This is a genomic window from Chroococcidiopsis sp. (genome assembly GCF_051657925.1).
Taxonomy (GTDB): domain Bacteria; phylum Cyanobacteriota; class Cyanobacteriia; order Cyanobacteriales; family Chroococcidiopsidaceae; genus Chroococcidiopsis.
The window spans coordinates 1-14575 of the sequence record NZ_JBOFLP010000220.1 but is presented as its reverse complement, the minus strand read 5'-3'; the positions used below and the strand labels follow the sequence as shown (position 1 = coordinate 14575).

The 14575-nt window shown below is 45.9% G+C and carries 17 protein-coding genes; 8 read left to right on the top strand and 9 right to left on the bottom strand.

Annotation, left to right across the window (positions count from 1 at the left end; translation table 11 throughout):
- Nucleotides 1–89: 89 nt before the first annotated feature.
- From ACRC32_RS17780 to ACRC32_RS17770, 3 genes are all read right to left on the bottom strand, one after another.
- Nucleotides 90–497 carry a response regulator gene (locus ACRC32_RS17780; protein ID WP_438555215.1) on the bottom strand — a complete coding sequence of 136 codons (408 nt, stop codon included), beginning with the start codon at nucleotides 495–497 and terminating at the stop codon, nucleotides 90–92.
- Between the two features lie 226 nt (nucleotides 498–723).
- The gene (locus ACRC32_RS17775) at nucleotides 724–1968 is read right to left on the bottom strand and encodes an LL-diaminopimelate aminotransferase (protein WP_438555214.1); all 1245 of its coding nucleotides are present in this window, start codon (nucleotides 1966–1968) and stop codon (nucleotides 724–726) included.
- Nucleotides 1969–2020: 52 nt separating this feature from the next.
- Entirely contained in the window at nucleotides 2021–2350 is a 330-nt protein-coding gene (locus ACRC32_RS17770) for a thioredoxin family protein (protein WP_438555213.1), read from the bottom strand.
- A gap of 240 nt (nucleotides 2351–2590) precedes the next feature.
- Here ACRC32_RS17770 and ACRC32_RS17765 point away from each other — a divergent pair, with 240 nt between their 5' ends.
- Nucleotides 2591–3568 (top strand): alpha/beta hydrolase family protein, encoded by a 978-nt coding sequence (locus ACRC32_RS17765; RefSeq protein WP_438555212.1) that lies wholly within the window; start codon nucleotides 2591–2593, stop codon nucleotides 3566–3568.
- Between the two features lie 180 nt (nucleotides 3569–3748).
- On the opposite strand, the gene ACRC32_RS17760 is transcribed toward ACRC32_RS17765, so the two are convergent.
- The gene (locus ACRC32_RS17760) at nucleotides 3749–4528 is read right to left on the bottom strand and encodes a PspA/IM30 family protein (RefSeq protein WP_039713435.1); all 780 of its coding nucleotides are present in this window, start codon (nucleotides 4526–4528) and stop codon (nucleotides 3749–3751) included.
- Nucleotides 4529–4599: 71 nt separating this feature from the next.
- On the opposite strand from ACRC32_RS17760, the gene ACRC32_RS17755 reads away from it, so the two are divergent.
- Nucleotides 4600–4722 (top strand): hypothetical protein, encoded by a 123-nt coding sequence (locus ACRC32_RS17755; protein ID WP_438555211.1) that lies wholly within the window; start codon nucleotides 4600–4602, stop codon nucleotides 4720–4722.
- Nucleotides 4723–4732: 10 nt separating this feature from the next.
- Nucleotides 4733–4870, top strand: a complete 138-nt coding sequence (locus ACRC32_RS17750) for a hypothetical protein (protein ID WP_438555210.1) — start codon at nucleotides 4733–4735, stop codon at nucleotides 4868–4870.
- Here the strand turns inward: ACRC32_RS17750 and ACRC32_RS17745 are convergent.
- On the bottom strand, nucleotides 4853–5545 hold the full coding sequence (locus ACRC32_RS17745; RefSeq protein WP_438555218.1) for a PspA/IM30 family protein: 693 nt from the start codon (nucleotides 5543–5545) through the stop codon (nucleotides 4853–4855). The genes ACRC32_RS17750 and ACRC32_RS17745 overlap by 18 nt on opposite strands.
- 277 nt (nucleotides 5546–5822) lie before the next feature.
- On the opposite strand from ACRC32_RS17745, the gene ACRC32_RS17740 reads away from it, so the two are divergent.
- Together ACRC32_RS17740 and ACRC32_RS17735 are read left to right on the top strand one after the other, a co-directional pair.
- Complete coding sequence (locus ACRC32_RS17740; protein ID WP_438555209.1) at nucleotides 5823–6380, top strand: DUF721 domain-containing protein; 558 nt, start codon at nucleotides 5823–5825, stop codon at nucleotides 6378–6380.
- Nucleotides 6381–6786: 406 nt separating this feature from the next.
- On the top strand, nucleotides 6787–7098 hold the full coding sequence (locus ACRC32_RS17735; RefSeq protein WP_438555208.1) for a hypothetical protein: 312 nt from the start codon (nucleotides 6787–6789) through the stop codon (nucleotides 7096–7098).
- A gap of 195 nt (nucleotides 7099–7293) precedes the next feature.
- On the opposite strand, the gene menB is transcribed toward ACRC32_RS17735, so the two are convergent.
- Both menB and ACRC32_RS17725 read right to left on the bottom strand, forming a co-directional pair.
- The gene (gene menB, locus ACRC32_RS17730) at nucleotides 7294–8127 is read right to left on the bottom strand and encodes a 1,4-dihydroxy-2-naphthoyl-CoA synthase (RefSeq protein WP_015157203.1); all 834 of its coding nucleotides are present in this window, start codon (nucleotides 8125–8127) and stop codon (nucleotides 7294–7296) included.
- Nucleotides 8128–8278: 151 nt separating this feature from the next.
- Entirely contained in the window at nucleotides 8279–9193 is a 915-nt protein-coding gene (locus ACRC32_RS17725) for a LysR substrate-binding domain-containing protein (RefSeq protein ID WP_438555217.1), read from the bottom strand.
- Nucleotides 9194–9421: 228 nt separating this feature from the next.
- Here ACRC32_RS17725 and ACRC32_RS17720 point away from each other — a divergent pair, with 228 nt between their 5' ends.
- Nucleotides 9422–10276, top strand: coding sequence for an SDR family NAD(P)-dependent oxidoreductase (locus ACRC32_RS17720; RefSeq protein WP_438555216.1), 855 nt, complete (start codon nucleotides 9422–9424; stop codon nucleotides 10274–10276).
- A 465-nt stretch (nucleotides 10277–10741) separates the two neighbouring features.
- On the opposite strand, the gene ilvC is transcribed toward ACRC32_RS17720, so the two are convergent.
- Nucleotides 10742–11737 carry a ketol-acid reductoisomerase gene (gene ilvC, locus ACRC32_RS17715; RefSeq protein ID WP_438555207.1) on the bottom strand — a complete coding sequence of 332 codons (996 nt, stop codon included), beginning with the start codon at nucleotides 11735–11737 and terminating at the stop codon, nucleotides 10742–10744.
- 312 nt (nucleotides 11738–12049) lie between these two features.
- A complete protein-coding gene (puuE, locus tag ACRC32_RS17710) occupies nucleotides 12050–12961 on the bottom strand; it encodes an allantoinase PuuE (RefSeq protein WP_438555206.1) in 912 nt (303 codons plus the stop codon).
- Between the two features lie 149 nt (nucleotides 12962–13110).
- Between puuE and rsmH the strand changes: the two genes are divergently transcribed.
- Entirely contained in the window at nucleotides 13111–14037 is a 927-nt protein-coding gene (rsmH, locus tag ACRC32_RS17705; protein ID WP_438555205.1) for a 16S rRNA (cytosine(1402)-N(4))-methyltransferase RsmH, read from the top strand.
- Nucleotides 14038–14373: 336 nt separating this feature from the next.
- Nucleotides 14374–14575 (top strand): hypothetical protein (locus ACRC32_RS17700; RefSeq protein WP_438555204.1); only part of this gene is annotated, 202 nt, incomplete at its 3' end.

Here is a 14575-nt window from a genome sequence, read left to right as displayed (position 1 = left end):
ACAGTTATTGGTCAGGACTTACAAAATCTCAGCCAGACAGTAGAGGAGTTTGTGACGCAACAGCGCGATGAATGATTTCAGAAGAGGTTCTACGATCGCTGTAGTTCTTCTTCTATTGCCTGTTTCAAATCTCTCAAACTGACTGGCTTGACAAAATAACGCTTTGTACCTAACTTCAAAGCTCGCTGCTGGTCGGCTTTGAAAGCAAAAGCAGAAACCACAATAACTGGAATACTTTGATAGTCTTGTCTGCAACTCTTTTGTTCGAGTAAAGTATAACCGTCAATACCTGGTAACCTTAAGTCTAATAAAATTAGTTCGGGTCGAAAGTCAGCTAAAGCTTGAAAAAATCCAGTGCCATCCGCTAAACCCAAAACCTGGTATCCACAAAAAACTAGATAATCTTCCAACATCTGTCGATTGAGATAGTTATCTTCAACCAATAAAATTCGTTTTGGAATAGGGTTGGCTGGTGCAACCGATCCAGCGTTGCTCACTTGTGTAAATAAATAAATGTTGTTGCTTGTATCACACTTCAAAGTTTTATATTGAAGACCAATTTAAAACAAAACTGAATTTATATTTGCGACTAGTTGTCACTTAGCTAGTTATCATTCATATTAGTCAAGCACAAGTATAATGGCAAATTGTCACCGAGCGAGCAGTTAGCGAGTTTCGGAAGCAAGTAAGGGTGCAATTACCAAAATTTTCTAATCTTTGTCTCTAATCTTTCCAGAATTGAGCGATCCGATCCACAGCCGTTTCTAAAACATCAGGCGATTGAACCAGGGCAAAACGGACGTATCCTTCACCAGATTTACCAAAACCAGCACCGGGAGAAACTGCAACTCCAGTCGCTTCTACTAATTGAGTGCAAAAGCTGACAGAATCTCTATCCCAAGGTGCAGGTAGTTTTGCCCAGATATACATGGTTGCTTGAGGGATGGAAACTTGCCAGCCAATACGATGTAAGGCACTCGCAAAGCGATCGCGGCGTTGGCGAAAAGTTTCTACCATTCTTTGCACTCCAGTTTGGTCGCCACTCAAAGCAGCGATCGCCCCATTTAATATTCCTCGATATTGATTAAAATCGACTGCGGCTTTCACCTGGCGCAAAGCTGCAATCAGTTGAGAATTACCGATCGCATATCCGATGCGGAAGCCTCCCATGTTATATGACTTAGAAAGGGTAAAAAACTCAATCGAAACGCTTTTCTCTGGATCGGCTTGCAAAATTGAAGGAGCTAGGAGCGAATTCGGAATTCCGAATTCGGAATTCCGAATTCGGAAGTTACTGCTCCCTGCTCCCTGCTCCCTGCTCCCTAAGTCCTCAAACACCAAATCGACATAGGGGAAATCGTGGACGAGGACTAAATCGTGTTGTTGGCAAAAGGCAACTGCCTCTCGGAAGAAGGAAAGGGGTGCGATGGCGGTGGTGGGGTTGTGGGGATAACTCAGTACCATCATCCGCGCCTGTGCTAATACCGGGGCAGGAATGTCGGCTAAAACAGGTAAAAAATTATTTTCTGCAAGCAGGGGCATGGGATAAATTTGACCGCTAGCAAGGTAGACTCCGCCAGCATGGGAAGGATAGCCAGGATCGAGGAGTAAAGCAAAGTCTCCTGGGTTGAGTATGGCTAGAGGTAGATGGGCTGTCCCTTCTTGAGAGCCAATTAGGGGCAGAACTTCAGTTTGTGGATCGACAGCAATACCGAATTTTTGCTCGTACCAGCGGGCTGCGGCTTGACGAAAGTTTTGAGTGCCGTGAAAAAGTAAGTATCCGTGGGTTTTGGGGTCGTGGAGAGATTGGGCGATCGCTTCTGTAACGTGCGCTTCAGCGGATAGATCGGCAGAACCCAGGGACAGGTCGATCGCATCTCGCCCAGCTAATATTGCTCTTGCCTTTGCCCGATCCATATCGGCAAAAACATTTGCTTTCAAGCACTCTAAACGATTGGCAAACTGCATAATTTTTTGGGGAGTAGGTAGAGGCGCACGGCTGTGCGCCCGTACAAGTTTCTTATTGCTGCAAATAGGTATCTAACATATCGGTGATTTTTTGTTTGCTCAGCGCTCCTTCGGAAGCAGCAATGACCTCCGTACCGCGAATTAAGCGCAGGGCAGGGACTCCTTCTACTTTGTACAGCTTGACTGTAGCAGGGTTAGGATCGACTTCCATTTTCACGACCTTGAGGCGATCGCTATAGTTCTCAGCTACCCAATCAATAGCAGGTGACATCAATCGGCAAGGACCACACCAAGAAGCCCAGAAGTAGATCAATACGGGTCGGTCAGCTTTGATAACTTCTGTTTCAAACTCTTTGTCTGCGATCTGAATTGCGTTGCTCATGTGACTATTCCTTAACAGCCTCTTTTACCACTCAACTATTATCAGTTATCAGTTATCAGTTATCAGTTATCAATGGCTAGTTGCCACTGACCGATGACCAATGACCCGCCGATCGCCACTTGTCTAAAAATAAATGCTTCGGTTTTCCCAAAATTCATCAGTTGCAGGTGTAGTACTCATAGTATTCTATCTAGCCCTTTGAATTGTCTTGGCGATCGACAGTGATTCCAGAGGATTTGTATGAGTTTTACTGCTATGCGGCAAAAATGGGCTATAACTGCGTTAGCGATCGCTATTTTCACAGGTGTAGGCAGAACTAGCAGCGCTCGAACTTCAACAGCAACACCAACACCTTTATTCGAGCGAGTTGCCAGTTACAGTACGACGATCGCGGCGAATCAAAATCCAGCAGACATATATTATCCCCAACAGCCTCCTAAAGAGCAGGGGCGACAGCGATTTCCCGTTGCCTTACTGCTGCCAGGAGCAAATGTTGATAAGTCTAGTTATAGCGATTTCGCCAGAATTGTCGCTAGTTACGGGTTTGTTGTAGTCGTTCCCATTCAACAGCGATCGCTGCCTCAATTTGGATTTACAGGGCTGCTGCCGGATACTTCTCAAATCGACGCAGTTTTAAACCAAATTAAAATAGAAAAGTCCAGCTCCACGCCAATTGCGAAGATTGTCGATCCTCAAAAACTCACATTACTCGGTCACTCTGCTGGTGGTGCTGTCGGTTTATCTGCGATCGGCAACTTGTGCATTATTCCTGTTACGTGTGAGGGTTCCTTCAAACGTCCTAAAGAGCTTGTAGGTGGAGCATTTTTTGGAACAAGTCTGCGCGACCCAGCAACTCAAGAGTATATTCCTATCAAAAATGCTGGTATTCCTATTGCTCTGATTCAAGGCGATCGCGATAGCATTGCTTTACCCAAAAGAGCGCAAGCTACTTATGCCAATATCCAATCTCCTGCCAAAGCTCTGATTACCGTTTCAGGTGCAAATCATTACGGCATCACGAATACCAATAATCCACCAGGTCCAATCCCAGACTCTAACAAACCACAAATCGAGCAATCGCGGGCAGTAGAAACTGTAGCGCGTTGGAGTGCGCTGTTTTTACGGGCGGAGGTATTGGGCGATCGTCAAGCTTTCCATTACGTCTACAAAACGGGAGACGCTCTCGATCGCCGCGTCAGCGTCACCAGCAAACAGTGAACAGTTATCAGTTATCAGGAGTCGTAGGGGCGGGTGCGCGCAAATAGATGAACAACTTCAGTAGGAAATCTAGGCTCAAAACCCGCCCGTACAGGAGCCAGGAGTCATTTTAACTTTTAAATTTTGAATGCGTGAATTTTGAATTCTCCCCTTGTCTCCCTTGTCCTTCGTTGCCAACATTTACAATTGATCCAACTGTTTTTTCAAGTCTTCTAACTCTGCATCCACAACTGGATTTTTGGCAGCAGTTGACTGCTCGTTTGCTTGTGGTAGAGAAGGTTGATTTGATGATGTTGCTGGACCTAGAGACATTTGAGCTTTTAATGCTGCTAGTTCGTCATCGACATCGCTACCAGCTTCTAATGCAGCAAATTGGCTTTCTAGATCGTTCCCAGCTAGTTCTCCAACCGCCTGCGCTCGGGCTTCTTGCATCATGACTTTTTCTTCCATCCGCTCGAAGGCTGCCATAGCACTGCTAGTACCTAAGCGTCCAACTGTGCCTTGTAGTTGTTCCTGCGCTTTAGCAGCAGAACTACGTGCTTTGAGCATATCTTTTTTCGTCTTCGCCTCAGAAATTTTACTTTCCAACGCAATCAGGTTGCGCTTGAGGGTATCAATTTGAGTGACTTGCCCATCTAAAGTAGCTTTGAGCGTATTTGCTGTTTCAAGATAATTTTTCTTACGCTCTAGGGCTTGCCGAGCTAAGTTTTCATCGCCTTTTTGCAAAGCTAGACGGGCGTTACGATCCCACCTTTCTGATTCATTTTGGTTTTGTTTGTATTGCTGTTCGGTACGCTTCTGGGCAGCGATCGCTTGAGCAACACCTTGCCGCAACTGGATTAAATCTTCCTGCATTTCTAGAAGCGCTTGCTCTAGAATTTTTTCTGGATCTTCTGCCTTGCTGACTAAATCGTTGAGGTTAGATTTGACAACCCTGCTAATCCGGTCAAATAATCCCATAATTATGCTTTTCCTTCGGAGTTCACGGTTTGAGTAGTAGGTAGCGAGTGCTGGCGCAGCACGAATGATTTATGTTTGCTCAAAGCAAAGTTAATTCATCTCTGCTTTTATTCTTAACATATGCCTTATATACAGTTATCGGTTATCAGTTATCAGTTGTCAGGGAGCAGCGATCGGTGACCAGCGATCGGTGACCAGCGATCGGTGACCAGTGACCAGTTGTCAGGGAGACAAGGGGGACTAGGGAGAGCAGGGACAAAATTCTTCGAGCATCCTCCCACACTTCCCACACCCCACACCCTACACCCTACACCCCATTCTTCACTAGTTACTGTTGGGTAGTTGCGGCGGGGGTGTTTGTCCTGAAAGTTGTGCTTTCATATTGGCAAGTTCAGAATCGATGTCGCTGCTGGCTTCTAGGGTGGCGAATTGTTTTTGCAAGTCGTCGCTACTTAATTCGGCGATCGCCTCTGATTGGGCTTCTAGTTGCAAAACTTTTTCTTCCATCCGCTCAAACGCACCCAGAGAACTAGTTGTATTTACACCCCCTAGCACTTCATTCAGTCTTTGAGTAGCTTGCGCCGATCGCGCCCTAGCGATATACATATCTTTCTTAGTACGCGCTTCAGAAATTTTGCTCTCCAGTGTTTGCAAATCTTTCTTCAGTCTGACGACGATATTATTTTGCTGTTCGATTTGGGCTGTAAGGGCAGTACCCGTGTCTTGATAGGATTTGCGGCGCGTCAGTGCTTCTCGTGCTAACACGTCGTTCCCTTGCTGTAGGGCAAGTTGAGCGCGACGATACCATTCTTCAGAGTTAGACTGAGCTTGGTGAGCCTGTCTTTCGGTGCGCTTTTGGGTAGCGATCGCCTGTGCTACAGCCTGTCGCAGTTGAACTAAATCTTCCTGCATATCCATGACCGTTTGCTCCAGAATTTTTTCTGGATCTTCCGCTTGCCCAACCAAGGCATTAAAATTAGCGCGAATAACTCTGAGGATGCGGTCAATCAATCCCATGACAGCTCTCCATTCTGATGAACGATTTAATTGGTGTTGTTCTGACTTAAAGCTAAATCCCTCCAACCCGTCACTGGCAAAAGCTAAATTGCTCAACAACTAATTTAGTTAGAGTATTAAACACATGGTATCTTACCTGAGATTCAGTTATTCAGTTGTCAGTAAAGAGTGGCTACTGGCTGGTGGCTAGTGATTAGAATTGCTCCCTTGCCCCCCTTGTCTCCCTTGTCCCCCTTGTCCCCCTTGTCTTCCTTGTCTCCCTTGTCTTCCAACTCCCATGTCCCTCAATCCTTTAGGCAATATACTAAACTCCATCAAACAGGAAAGTCGCTGGCAAGAGCAGCCGCTTCAAAGAGTATTACAGTACTGGGTTGAGGCTGTTGGGGCAATGGTAGCTACTCATACTCGCCCAGTTTCCATTCAAAGACAAGTTCTCTGGGTCGCGACTTCTAGTGCTGTCTGGGCGCAAGAACTCGCTTTCAGACGACAGCGGATTTTAGAGAAGTTAAATGCTCAATTACCGCAACCTTTGCTAGATATTCGCTTTTCTAGCGCTCAGTGGCAGCAGCTGGCAAAACAGGATTCATTAATTGGCGATCGCACTTCTTCTGGGTTAGGGTGCGATCACCCGAGTTGGGTTGGCAACAATTCAGCCGCAAAGGGCGATCGCCAGCTGCGCTTTCGCCATCCTCAAGCAGCGTTTAGACACTGGACTGAAGTTACACAAACGCGATCGCGTCACTTACCCTTATGCCCCCAGTGTCACTGTCATACACCTGTAGGCGAACTGGAGCGATGGGGAATTTGTTCGATTTGTGCTGCTAAGCAGTGGTAGGAATTGCTGCTGGCATTTCATCAAAAGCTACTCTTATTAGGATCTTCTTTCACTATTTATTTAAGTCCTAAAATACCTCTAGCGACAGAGGCGAGATGATTTGTAGTAAATTTACTGTTGGCTAAAATTCCCTCTTCAGTTTCGCGCTTTTAGAGCATTTTTCTTTGTGGAAGTCAATGTAAGTTTTACGAGTTTAAGATTTTCTTCCGATTGATCCCCAATCGTTTTTGCTTGAATTTAAGTAGTTATTATTTGAGCCTTCTGGGACAAGTCTAAATAAATTCTAAAGTTATTTTTAGCTTTGAGATCGCTAGAACCTAGAGTGATTCTTCAGTTGATGCCTCTGAGTCCCTAAAACCTTAGAGGCAAAATAAATGCTGTAGACCTATCCACAACAGCTATTTATATGACCAGCTGCAATCCCATAACTTCTGCCTGTCGTTATTGCCAGCACTACCAGCCAGAAGGACGGCGAGGTGGTAAGTGTCAGGTTCTGGAAGTGCCAGTTCAGGGCAATTGGAAAGCTTGTAGTTTAGCTGTAACTGCTTTTGCTTCCAATTGGGATAATTTAGTAGAAGAAATGATGTCTTTGACTTCTGCTTCAGTGCTTGCTGCTGCTCCTGTCGCAACTACTCTCAAACTGCCTGAGCCTGAGTTACTAGAAACAGAGTTCAGCCACGTTCGGATTCAGAGACAGCAACAGGCGTTACTAGCATAGTTGTATCTTTACGTAACGATCTTTCGGCTCCGGCTGAATACACCAAAAATGTAATTTAAACCTAATTTAATTTAAAAAAATTCAATCAATCATTTTAAAACCTACATCGCATCCCAATTTCAGTGGTGCGATTTTTTTATCGAACTAGATTAAAAGTTGTAGAGACATAGTATGGTGCGTCTCTACAACTTAAGATTAAGGCAACCAAGGATATTGGCGAAAATCTGGTTGGCGCTTTTCTAAAAATGCCTGTTTGCCTTCGGTTCCTTCTTCTGTCATGTAGTAGAGTAAAGTGGCGTTACCAGCCAGTTCTTGTAAGCCTGCTTGTCCGTCGCAATCGGCATTAAAAGCAGCTTTGAGACAGCGGATTGCCAAGGGACTTTTTTGTAAAATTTCACTTGCCCATTGAATTCCTTCTGCTTCTAGTTGTTCGACGGGAACGACGCAGTTAACTAAACCCATTTCTAAGGCTTCGGTAGCATTATATTGACGGCAAAGAAACCAAATTTCTCGCGCTTTTTTCTGTCCGACAATTCGCGCCAGATAGCTAGCCCCAAACCCACCATCAAAACTACCAACTTTGGGACCTGTCTGTCCGAATATGGCATTATCAGCGGCAATAGTGAGGTCGCAAACGACGTGCAGGACGTGTCCCCCCCCAATCGCATATCCCGCTACCAAGGCAATGACAACTTTGGGCATGGAACGAATTAGGCGTTGCAAATCTAAGACATTTAAGCGGGGAGTCCCTTCATCATCGACATAGCCAGCTTTACCCCTAACGCTTTGGTCGCCGCCCGCACAGAAGGCATATTTACCATCTGTATGAGGTCCAGCACCCGTGAGCAAAATAACGCCGATGTTCCTGTCTTCCCTCGCATCGCAAAATGCATCGTACATTTCAAAGATGGTTTTGGGACGAAAGGCATTGCGTTTATGGGGACGGTTGATGGTAATTTTGGCAATTCCGTCTGTTTTGTGATAGAGAATGTCTTCGTAGGTTTTGGCTATTTGCCAGTTAACTTGCATGGGTTTTCAGGTGCGATCGCATTTTATGACTTGAACTATGGCTTGAAAATCTTATCTTAGTATTTGGCGTTAGTGGAGCTACATGAAGTTAGGCTGCTTCAGGTTAGTGCCCAGACAGGACTTGGAGGCTATTAGGTGAGGCGATCGATCTCTAACTGCCTCGCGTATCATCACGATTTGACTCCGATTGCGTTGTCTTCTGTGCCAAACTGAGAAATGCTTTTATGACTGGAGAGGAATCATGCTGTCGCCAAGCAAGATAAAGTCCGGTCTTAGGTGTCTGCTCTTGTAAAGGTCTATAAATGACTCCGCTTCTAGGGAAATTTTGCAAGGAGGCGGGAACGAAAGCTATACCCAGTCCTGCTGCAACCAAGCCGACGATCGTTTGCATCTGAACTGCCTCCTGAGCAACTTTCGGACGAAATCCAGCTTTTTGACAAATGTGAATAATCTGCTCGTAAAAGATCGGTCCCATTTTGGCAGGAAATAGGATGAACAATTCATCTACCAATGTGAAGAGAGACACTTGAGTCTGGGCAGAGAACGGATGGGTTTCTGGCAACGCCAATATTATTGATTCTTGCAAAATACATTCCACACTCAAACCTGGCTCGACGATGGCAGAACGAACAATGCCGACATCAATCTGTTTGTGATGCAAGGCTTGAATTTGCTCTTGCGTTGTCAGTTCATGCAATCGCAGTTCTACCGCAGGAAACTGTTCTCGAAAGACACTTACAATATCTGGTAGTACGGTATACGTCGCCGAGCCGACAAACCCGATCGCCAACCGTCCAACTTCACCCCGCCCTATCCGTTGTGTCGCTTCGATCGCCTGTTCGAGTTGCGCTAACACTCCATAGGAGCGCTCTAAAAACACTTTGCCTGCTTCAGTCAGCTGCACTTGCCGCTTCGTTCTCTCAAACAGCTTAACTCCTAGTTCATCTTCCAGATCGCGAATCTGCTGACTGAGCGGAGGTTGGGAAATGCACAACCGCACTGCTGCTCGACTAAAATGCAGTTCCTCAGCCACCGCGATGAAGTAGTGCAAATGCCGTAGTTCTATCACACTTATATGTCTAACCTATTAATCTTAGTCAAATATATATTGGACAGTCACATGGCTGTTCAATATCGTAAGAAATATGAGGCGCGTCTCATCGCTTTTGTATCGGAGAAAACAAATGAACTGGGACAAAAATCGTGGAGGCGATCGCGCTTGTGCCAACGAGCGAGCGAGTCTGGCGCTTACGCCCACTCAAGTTCAGGATTTAACTTAGGAGAAAACCAAGTGATTCGACTTGACGATCGAGTAGCCATTATTACAGGCAGTGGACGCGGTTTAGGAGCAGCCTATGCTCGTTTGTTGGCAGAAAGAGGAGCGCGAGTTGTCATCCACGATGCAGGCGTTAATAAAGAGGGGACTGGTTTCGATCCCAATGTGGCGGCTGATGTCGCCAAGAAAATTTGCGTTTCTGGTGGAGTTGCGATCGCCAGCGATGTACTCCTGGATAGTCGAGACAACTGCCAAAGTCTAGTTGAAACTACGCTAGAGAAGTTTGGTCGCGTCGATATCTTGATCCACAATGCGGGATGGGTAGCCTATCAGTCAGTGCAAGAACTAACGCCTGATTTTCTAGAACGCGCCATCAACATCAACATAGAAGCACCAACGTGGTTGTCTCAAGCTGCCTTTCTCAGGATGAAGCAACAACACTATGGACGGATTGTGTTGACGACTTCGGATAGAGCGATTTATCAGCAATATGCTCTGGGCGGTCTTGCAGCTTACGCTATGGGAAAAATGGCACAGATTGGTCTGATGAACGTGCTGGCGGTTGAAGGCAAAGAGCATGGCATTCTGGTGAACGCGATTTCGCCAGTTGCCAAAACGCGGATGTGGAATGTCCAGGATGAACCAGAAGATTTACGACCAGATCAAGTAGCTCCAGGAGTGTTATATCTCGCTTCTTCAGAATGCCGAGAGTCTGGATTTATCTTAAGGGCAAGCAATGGTCAATTCACAGCCGTGCGCTGGATCGAACGAGACAATGTGGACTATCCATTAAACCTTGCCGCTGTTGAAAGTTCTACTGCGGAGGATTTGGCGACTCGCTGGCAGGAGATTGCTGCGGATGTTGCGTTTTAAGGAGAAGGTTTGTACTTCGAGATGGTTTGTAGGGAAACAATCGAGATTATTGGTGGCAGCCTACAACAAGTATTGAAGGTTTGGTAAATACTTTTCCAACAAACCTTTATTTAAGACAACCTCACCACGTTGAATATATCCCGTAATGACCGATTTAGCACGGATAGCATTCATATAAGGTGCGTGTCACCTGATATTAACTCAGTGAGAGAGGCAATTCATGCGGTGGATTGGAGTATAGATTCAGAGGAATTCAGAGTCTAAAACTCAAGACATTTCCTCATCCCAATTTACTTTTTGACTGCGGTAAAAGAGATCCCCCCAACCCCCCTTAAAAAGGGGGGCTAGAAATGGTTTTTTCTCCTTTCAAGGAGAGCTAAGAATGGCTTTTTTCTTCTTTCAAAGGTGATATAGGGGAACCTCCGCTTTCAAAGTCCCCCTTTTTAAGGGGGGCTAAGAATGGCTTTAATCCTGCTTCATCCAGCTGAACATGGCACGTAAATCTTTGCCAACTTCCTCAATTGGATGTTCTGCTTCTTGACGGCGCGTGGCAGTAAATCCAGGTTTACCAGCTTGGTTTTCTAATACAAATTCCCGCGCAAATTGTCCCGATTGAATTTCTTGCAGCACTTTCTTCATTTCTGCTTTCGTCTGGTCGGTGACAATCCGGGGACCGCGAGTATAATCGCCATATTCGGCAGTGTTGGAAATGCTATCGCGCATTTTTGCCAAACCACCTTCGACAATCAAATCAACAATTAACTTGACTTCATGCAGGCATTCAAAATATGCCAATTCTGGTTGATAACCAGCATCAACTAAAGTTTCAAAACCTGCTTTAATTAATGCACTCAAACCACCACACAATACTGCTTGTTCGCCAAATAAATCGGTTTCTGTCTCTTCTCTAAATGTGGTTTCGAGAATGCCAGCGCGAGTCCCACCAATACCTTTAGCGTAAGCCATCGCGCGATCGCGGGCTTGTCCGCTAGCATCCTGATATACGGCAAACAAACAGGGTACACCTTGTCCTTGTTCGTATGTCCGCCGCACCAAATGCCCTGGTCCCTTCGGTGCAACCATGACGACATCTACATCCGCAGGAGGCACGACCTGAGCGAAGTGAATGTTGAATCCGTGGGCAAAAGCTAAGACTTTACCTTCTTTCAAATGCGGTGCAATTTCTTGTTGGTAGACGCTTTTTTGCACTTCATCCGGCAGCAGAATCATAATTAAGTCTGCTTTTTGCGCTGCCTCAGCCACTGGATATACTGTTAAGCCCGCAGCTTTTGCTTTTTCTGCTGACTTGCTACCAGGATATAGCCCGACTATGACATTTATACCACTATCTTTGAGATTGAGGGCGTGGGCATGACCTTGAGAGCCGTAGCCGATGATTGCAACTGTTTTTTGCGCTAATAAATCTAAATTGGCATCTGTGTCATAGTACATCCGAGCCATAAAAGTAACTCCTTGGGGGCAAGCATTAGAAGACTGCAAACTTTCTATAATACCTGAAAAGGGGTAATTGGTAATTGGTAATTGGTAATTGGTAATAATCAATGGTAGAAGAAAACTGTTTCATATCTTCGCGTATCTAAAACTGCTTGACTTTTGTACGGGCGGGTTTAACCAAAGAACCATTTGTTATGGCACAGGTATGCTCAAAAAAACCGCCCCTACCAATGCTTGACTGTTGTACGGGCAGGTTTGTTCGACAGATCGCTCGATTGTCACAAGACACCAGAAAATAAACCTGCCCCTACTTACCCATTACCCTTTGGGCTGATGGTGTTCGTGCCAGTGACGGGCAATGTCGATGCGGCGACAGATCCAAACGCGATCGCGCTGCTGAATATAATCGAGAAAACGTGCTAAAGCCGCAGTCCTACCAGGTCTACCGACAAGGCGACAATGCAACCCAATACTCATCATTTTGGGGGCTGTTTCTCCCTCGACGTACAAAACATCAAAAGCATCGCGCAGATAGGCAAAGAATTGATCGCCTGAATTAAACCCTTGCGCCGTCGCAAAACGCATGTCGTTGTTATCTAAGGTATAAGGAATGACGAGATGGGGTTTACCGTAGCCATGCACCCAGTAAGGCAGATCGTCGGCGTAGCTGTCGGAGTCGTAGAGAAACCCGCCTTCTTCTACTACCAACTTGCGCGTATGTGGGCTATTGCGTCCCGTATACCAGCCGAGGGGACGGCTTCCCGTCGCTTGGGTATGAATGGCGATCGCTTTTTGTAAATGTTCTCGTTCCAAATCCTCGCCAAAATATTTATAGTCAATCCAGCGATAGCCGTGGCTGGCAATTTCCCAATCTGCTTCCTGCATGGCGGCTACTGCTTCGGGGTTACGTTCTAACGCCATCGCTACCCCGTACACCGTAACGGGAATCCCTCTTTGCGTAAACAGCCGATACAGCCGCCAAAACCCCGCCCGACTGCCATATTCATACATCGACTCAATATTCATGTGCCGCGCCCCTGCTAGGGGTTCTGCGCCGATAATTTCTGACAGAAAGGCTTCAGAAGCCATATCTCCATGTAGAATGCAGTTCTCTCCACCTTCTTCATAGTTAATGACAAATTGAACTGCTACGCGGGCTTGTCCTTGCCATTGGGGATCGGGAGGGGTACGACCGTAACCAATTAAATCGCGGGGATATGGTGTAGGCATTGTGTCTGTGTACTCATACGAGAAATTTCAGCGGAAGCGATCGTCGTTATTTTCAACGATAGTACTCGCGACCTAGAGAAAAAAATCGGCAAAATAGAGGGAGCAACGATTTACACCAAACCAAAAAATACTAAACAAACAGCCTCCAAATGAATGTTACCCCCACACCGCTAGAGCCAGATGCACTAGAACCAGAAATCCTAGAACCAGCTACATTCAGCCACGTTCCTGTATTGAGCCGAGAGTTAATCGCTGGTTTGGCGGTGCGAGCGGGGGGACACTATCTAGATGCTACCGTCGGAGGTGGGGGTCATAGTCGGCTAATTTTGCAAGCTGCGCCAGATGTGAAGCTAACAGCACTCGATCGCGATGCAGCCGCGATCGCCGCAGCCCAATCTCAACTAGCAGAATTTGGCGATCGAGTACAATTTTTACGGAGTAATTTCGCGACTTACACCCCTCAAAACGCAACTTTTGATGGTATCGTCGCCGATTTAGGTGTAAGTTCTTACCAATTTGATACAGCGGCAAGAGGTTTTAGTTTTCGCCATGACGCGCCTCTAGATATGCGGATGGACGATCGCCAATCGCTGACAGCGGCGGAAGCGATTAACACCTGGGATGAAAAAAAACTAGCAGATATTTTCTTTCATTACGGCGAGGAAAGATTTTCGCGCCGGATTGCTCGGCGGATCGTGGAAAAACGCCCGTTTCATACGACGACAGAACTAGCTGCTGCGATCGCCTCTACTGTTCCTGGTGCATATCGTCATGGAAGGATCCACCCTGCTACCCGCGTGTTTCAAGCATTGCGAATTGCTATAAATGACGAACTAACCTCCCTAGAAAATTTCCTGCAACTAGCACCAACTTGGCTCAAATCAGGGGGAAGTATTATCGTTATTAGTTTTCACAGTTTAGAAGATCGGATTGTCAAAAATGCCTTCCGAGCGTCCGAGCTATTACAAATTATTACTAAAAAACCACTCATTGCCCAAACAGATGAACTAGCCCAAAATCCTCGCTCTCGCTCAGCTAAGTTACGAATAGCAACAAGAAGAGATGGTAATGGGTAGTTGGTAGTTGATTGTCAGTTATCAGTTGTCAGTTATCAGTGAAGAAAGGATGTGGGGTGTGGGGAGAATTCGGAATTCAGAATACCCCTACGCTTCAGCAAGCTACGGAAGCGCGGAATTAATTTCTCCCTCTGCCCCTCTGCCCCCTCAGCTCTCTTTTCGCTGCTCCCTGCTCTCTGCTCCCTACTCCCTTAGCTTGATTTCCGATGCGATCGTTCACAAATCCTTCACATCTTTTGCCTAAGCTCTAAACTAATTGGAGTCAAGAGATACAAAATGCAGGTTTGATGAGGGATATTCAAACTCCGCGATCGCATACAAAGGAAAACAAGTCATATGGATTCAGGCTGGAAACATAAAACTAAATTTCCGCTTCGTTTATATCTCAAACAACTATTTTTTGGTTCTCTAGATAAAGTTATTCTCAGCCCTACTGCTTTTTGGTATACGTACCAGATCGAACTTTTAGAAAAATGTTGGCTACAAGATATAAGCCAGCAATTAGAAGACTATTTATATGATAATTGGGACTTCTTTT

Excerpts from the sequence above, each read along its gene's own strand:
- rsmH (WP_438555205.1), top strand. The coding sequence starts at position 13,111 with ATGAATGTTACCCCCACACCGCTAGAGCCAGATGCACTAGAACCAGAA.
- ACRC32_RS17740 (WP_438555209.1), top strand. The coding sequence starts at position 5,823 with ATGTCCCTCAATCCTTTAGGCAATATACTAAACTCCATCAAACAGGAA.
- ACRC32_RS17775 (WP_438555214.1), bottom strand. The coding sequence starts at position 1,968 with ATGCAGTTTGCCAATCGTTTAGAGTGCTTGAAAGCAAATGTTTTTGCC.
- ACRC32_RS17755 (WP_438555211.1), top strand. The coding sequence starts at position 4,600 with ATGTTTGCTCAAAGCAAAGTTAATTCATCTCTGCTTTTATTCTTAACA.
- menB (WP_015157203.1), bottom strand. The coding sequence starts at position 8,127 with ATGCAAGTTAACTGGCAAATAGCCAAAACCTACGAAGACATTCTCTAT.
- ACRC32_RS17770 (WP_438555213.1), bottom strand. The coding sequence starts at position 2,350 with ATGAGCAACGCAATTCAGATCGCAGACAAAGAGTTTGAAACAGAAGTT.
- ilvC (WP_438555207.1), bottom strand. The coding sequence starts at position 11,737 with ATGGCTCGGATGTACTATGACACAGATGCCAATTTAGATTTATTAGCG.
- ACRC32_RS17745 (WP_438555218.1), bottom strand. The coding sequence starts at position 5,545 with ATGGGATTGATTGACCGCATCCTCAGAGTTATTCGCGCTAATTTTAAT.
- ACRC32_RS17735 (WP_438555208.1), top strand. The coding sequence starts at position 6,787 with ATGACCAGCTGCAATCCCATAACTTCTGCCTGTCGTTATTGCCAGCAC.
- ACRC32_RS17760 (WP_039713435.1), bottom strand. The coding sequence starts at position 4,528 with ATGGGATTATTTGACCGGATTAGCAGGGTTGTCAAATCTAACCTCAAC.
- puuE (WP_438555206.1), bottom strand. The coding sequence starts at position 12,961 with ATGCCTACACCATATCCCCGCGATTTAATTGGTTACGGTCGTACCCCT.
- ACRC32_RS17765 (WP_438555212.1), top strand. The coding sequence starts at position 2,591 with ATGAGTTTTACTGCTATGCGGCAAAAATGGGCTATAACTGCGTTAGCG.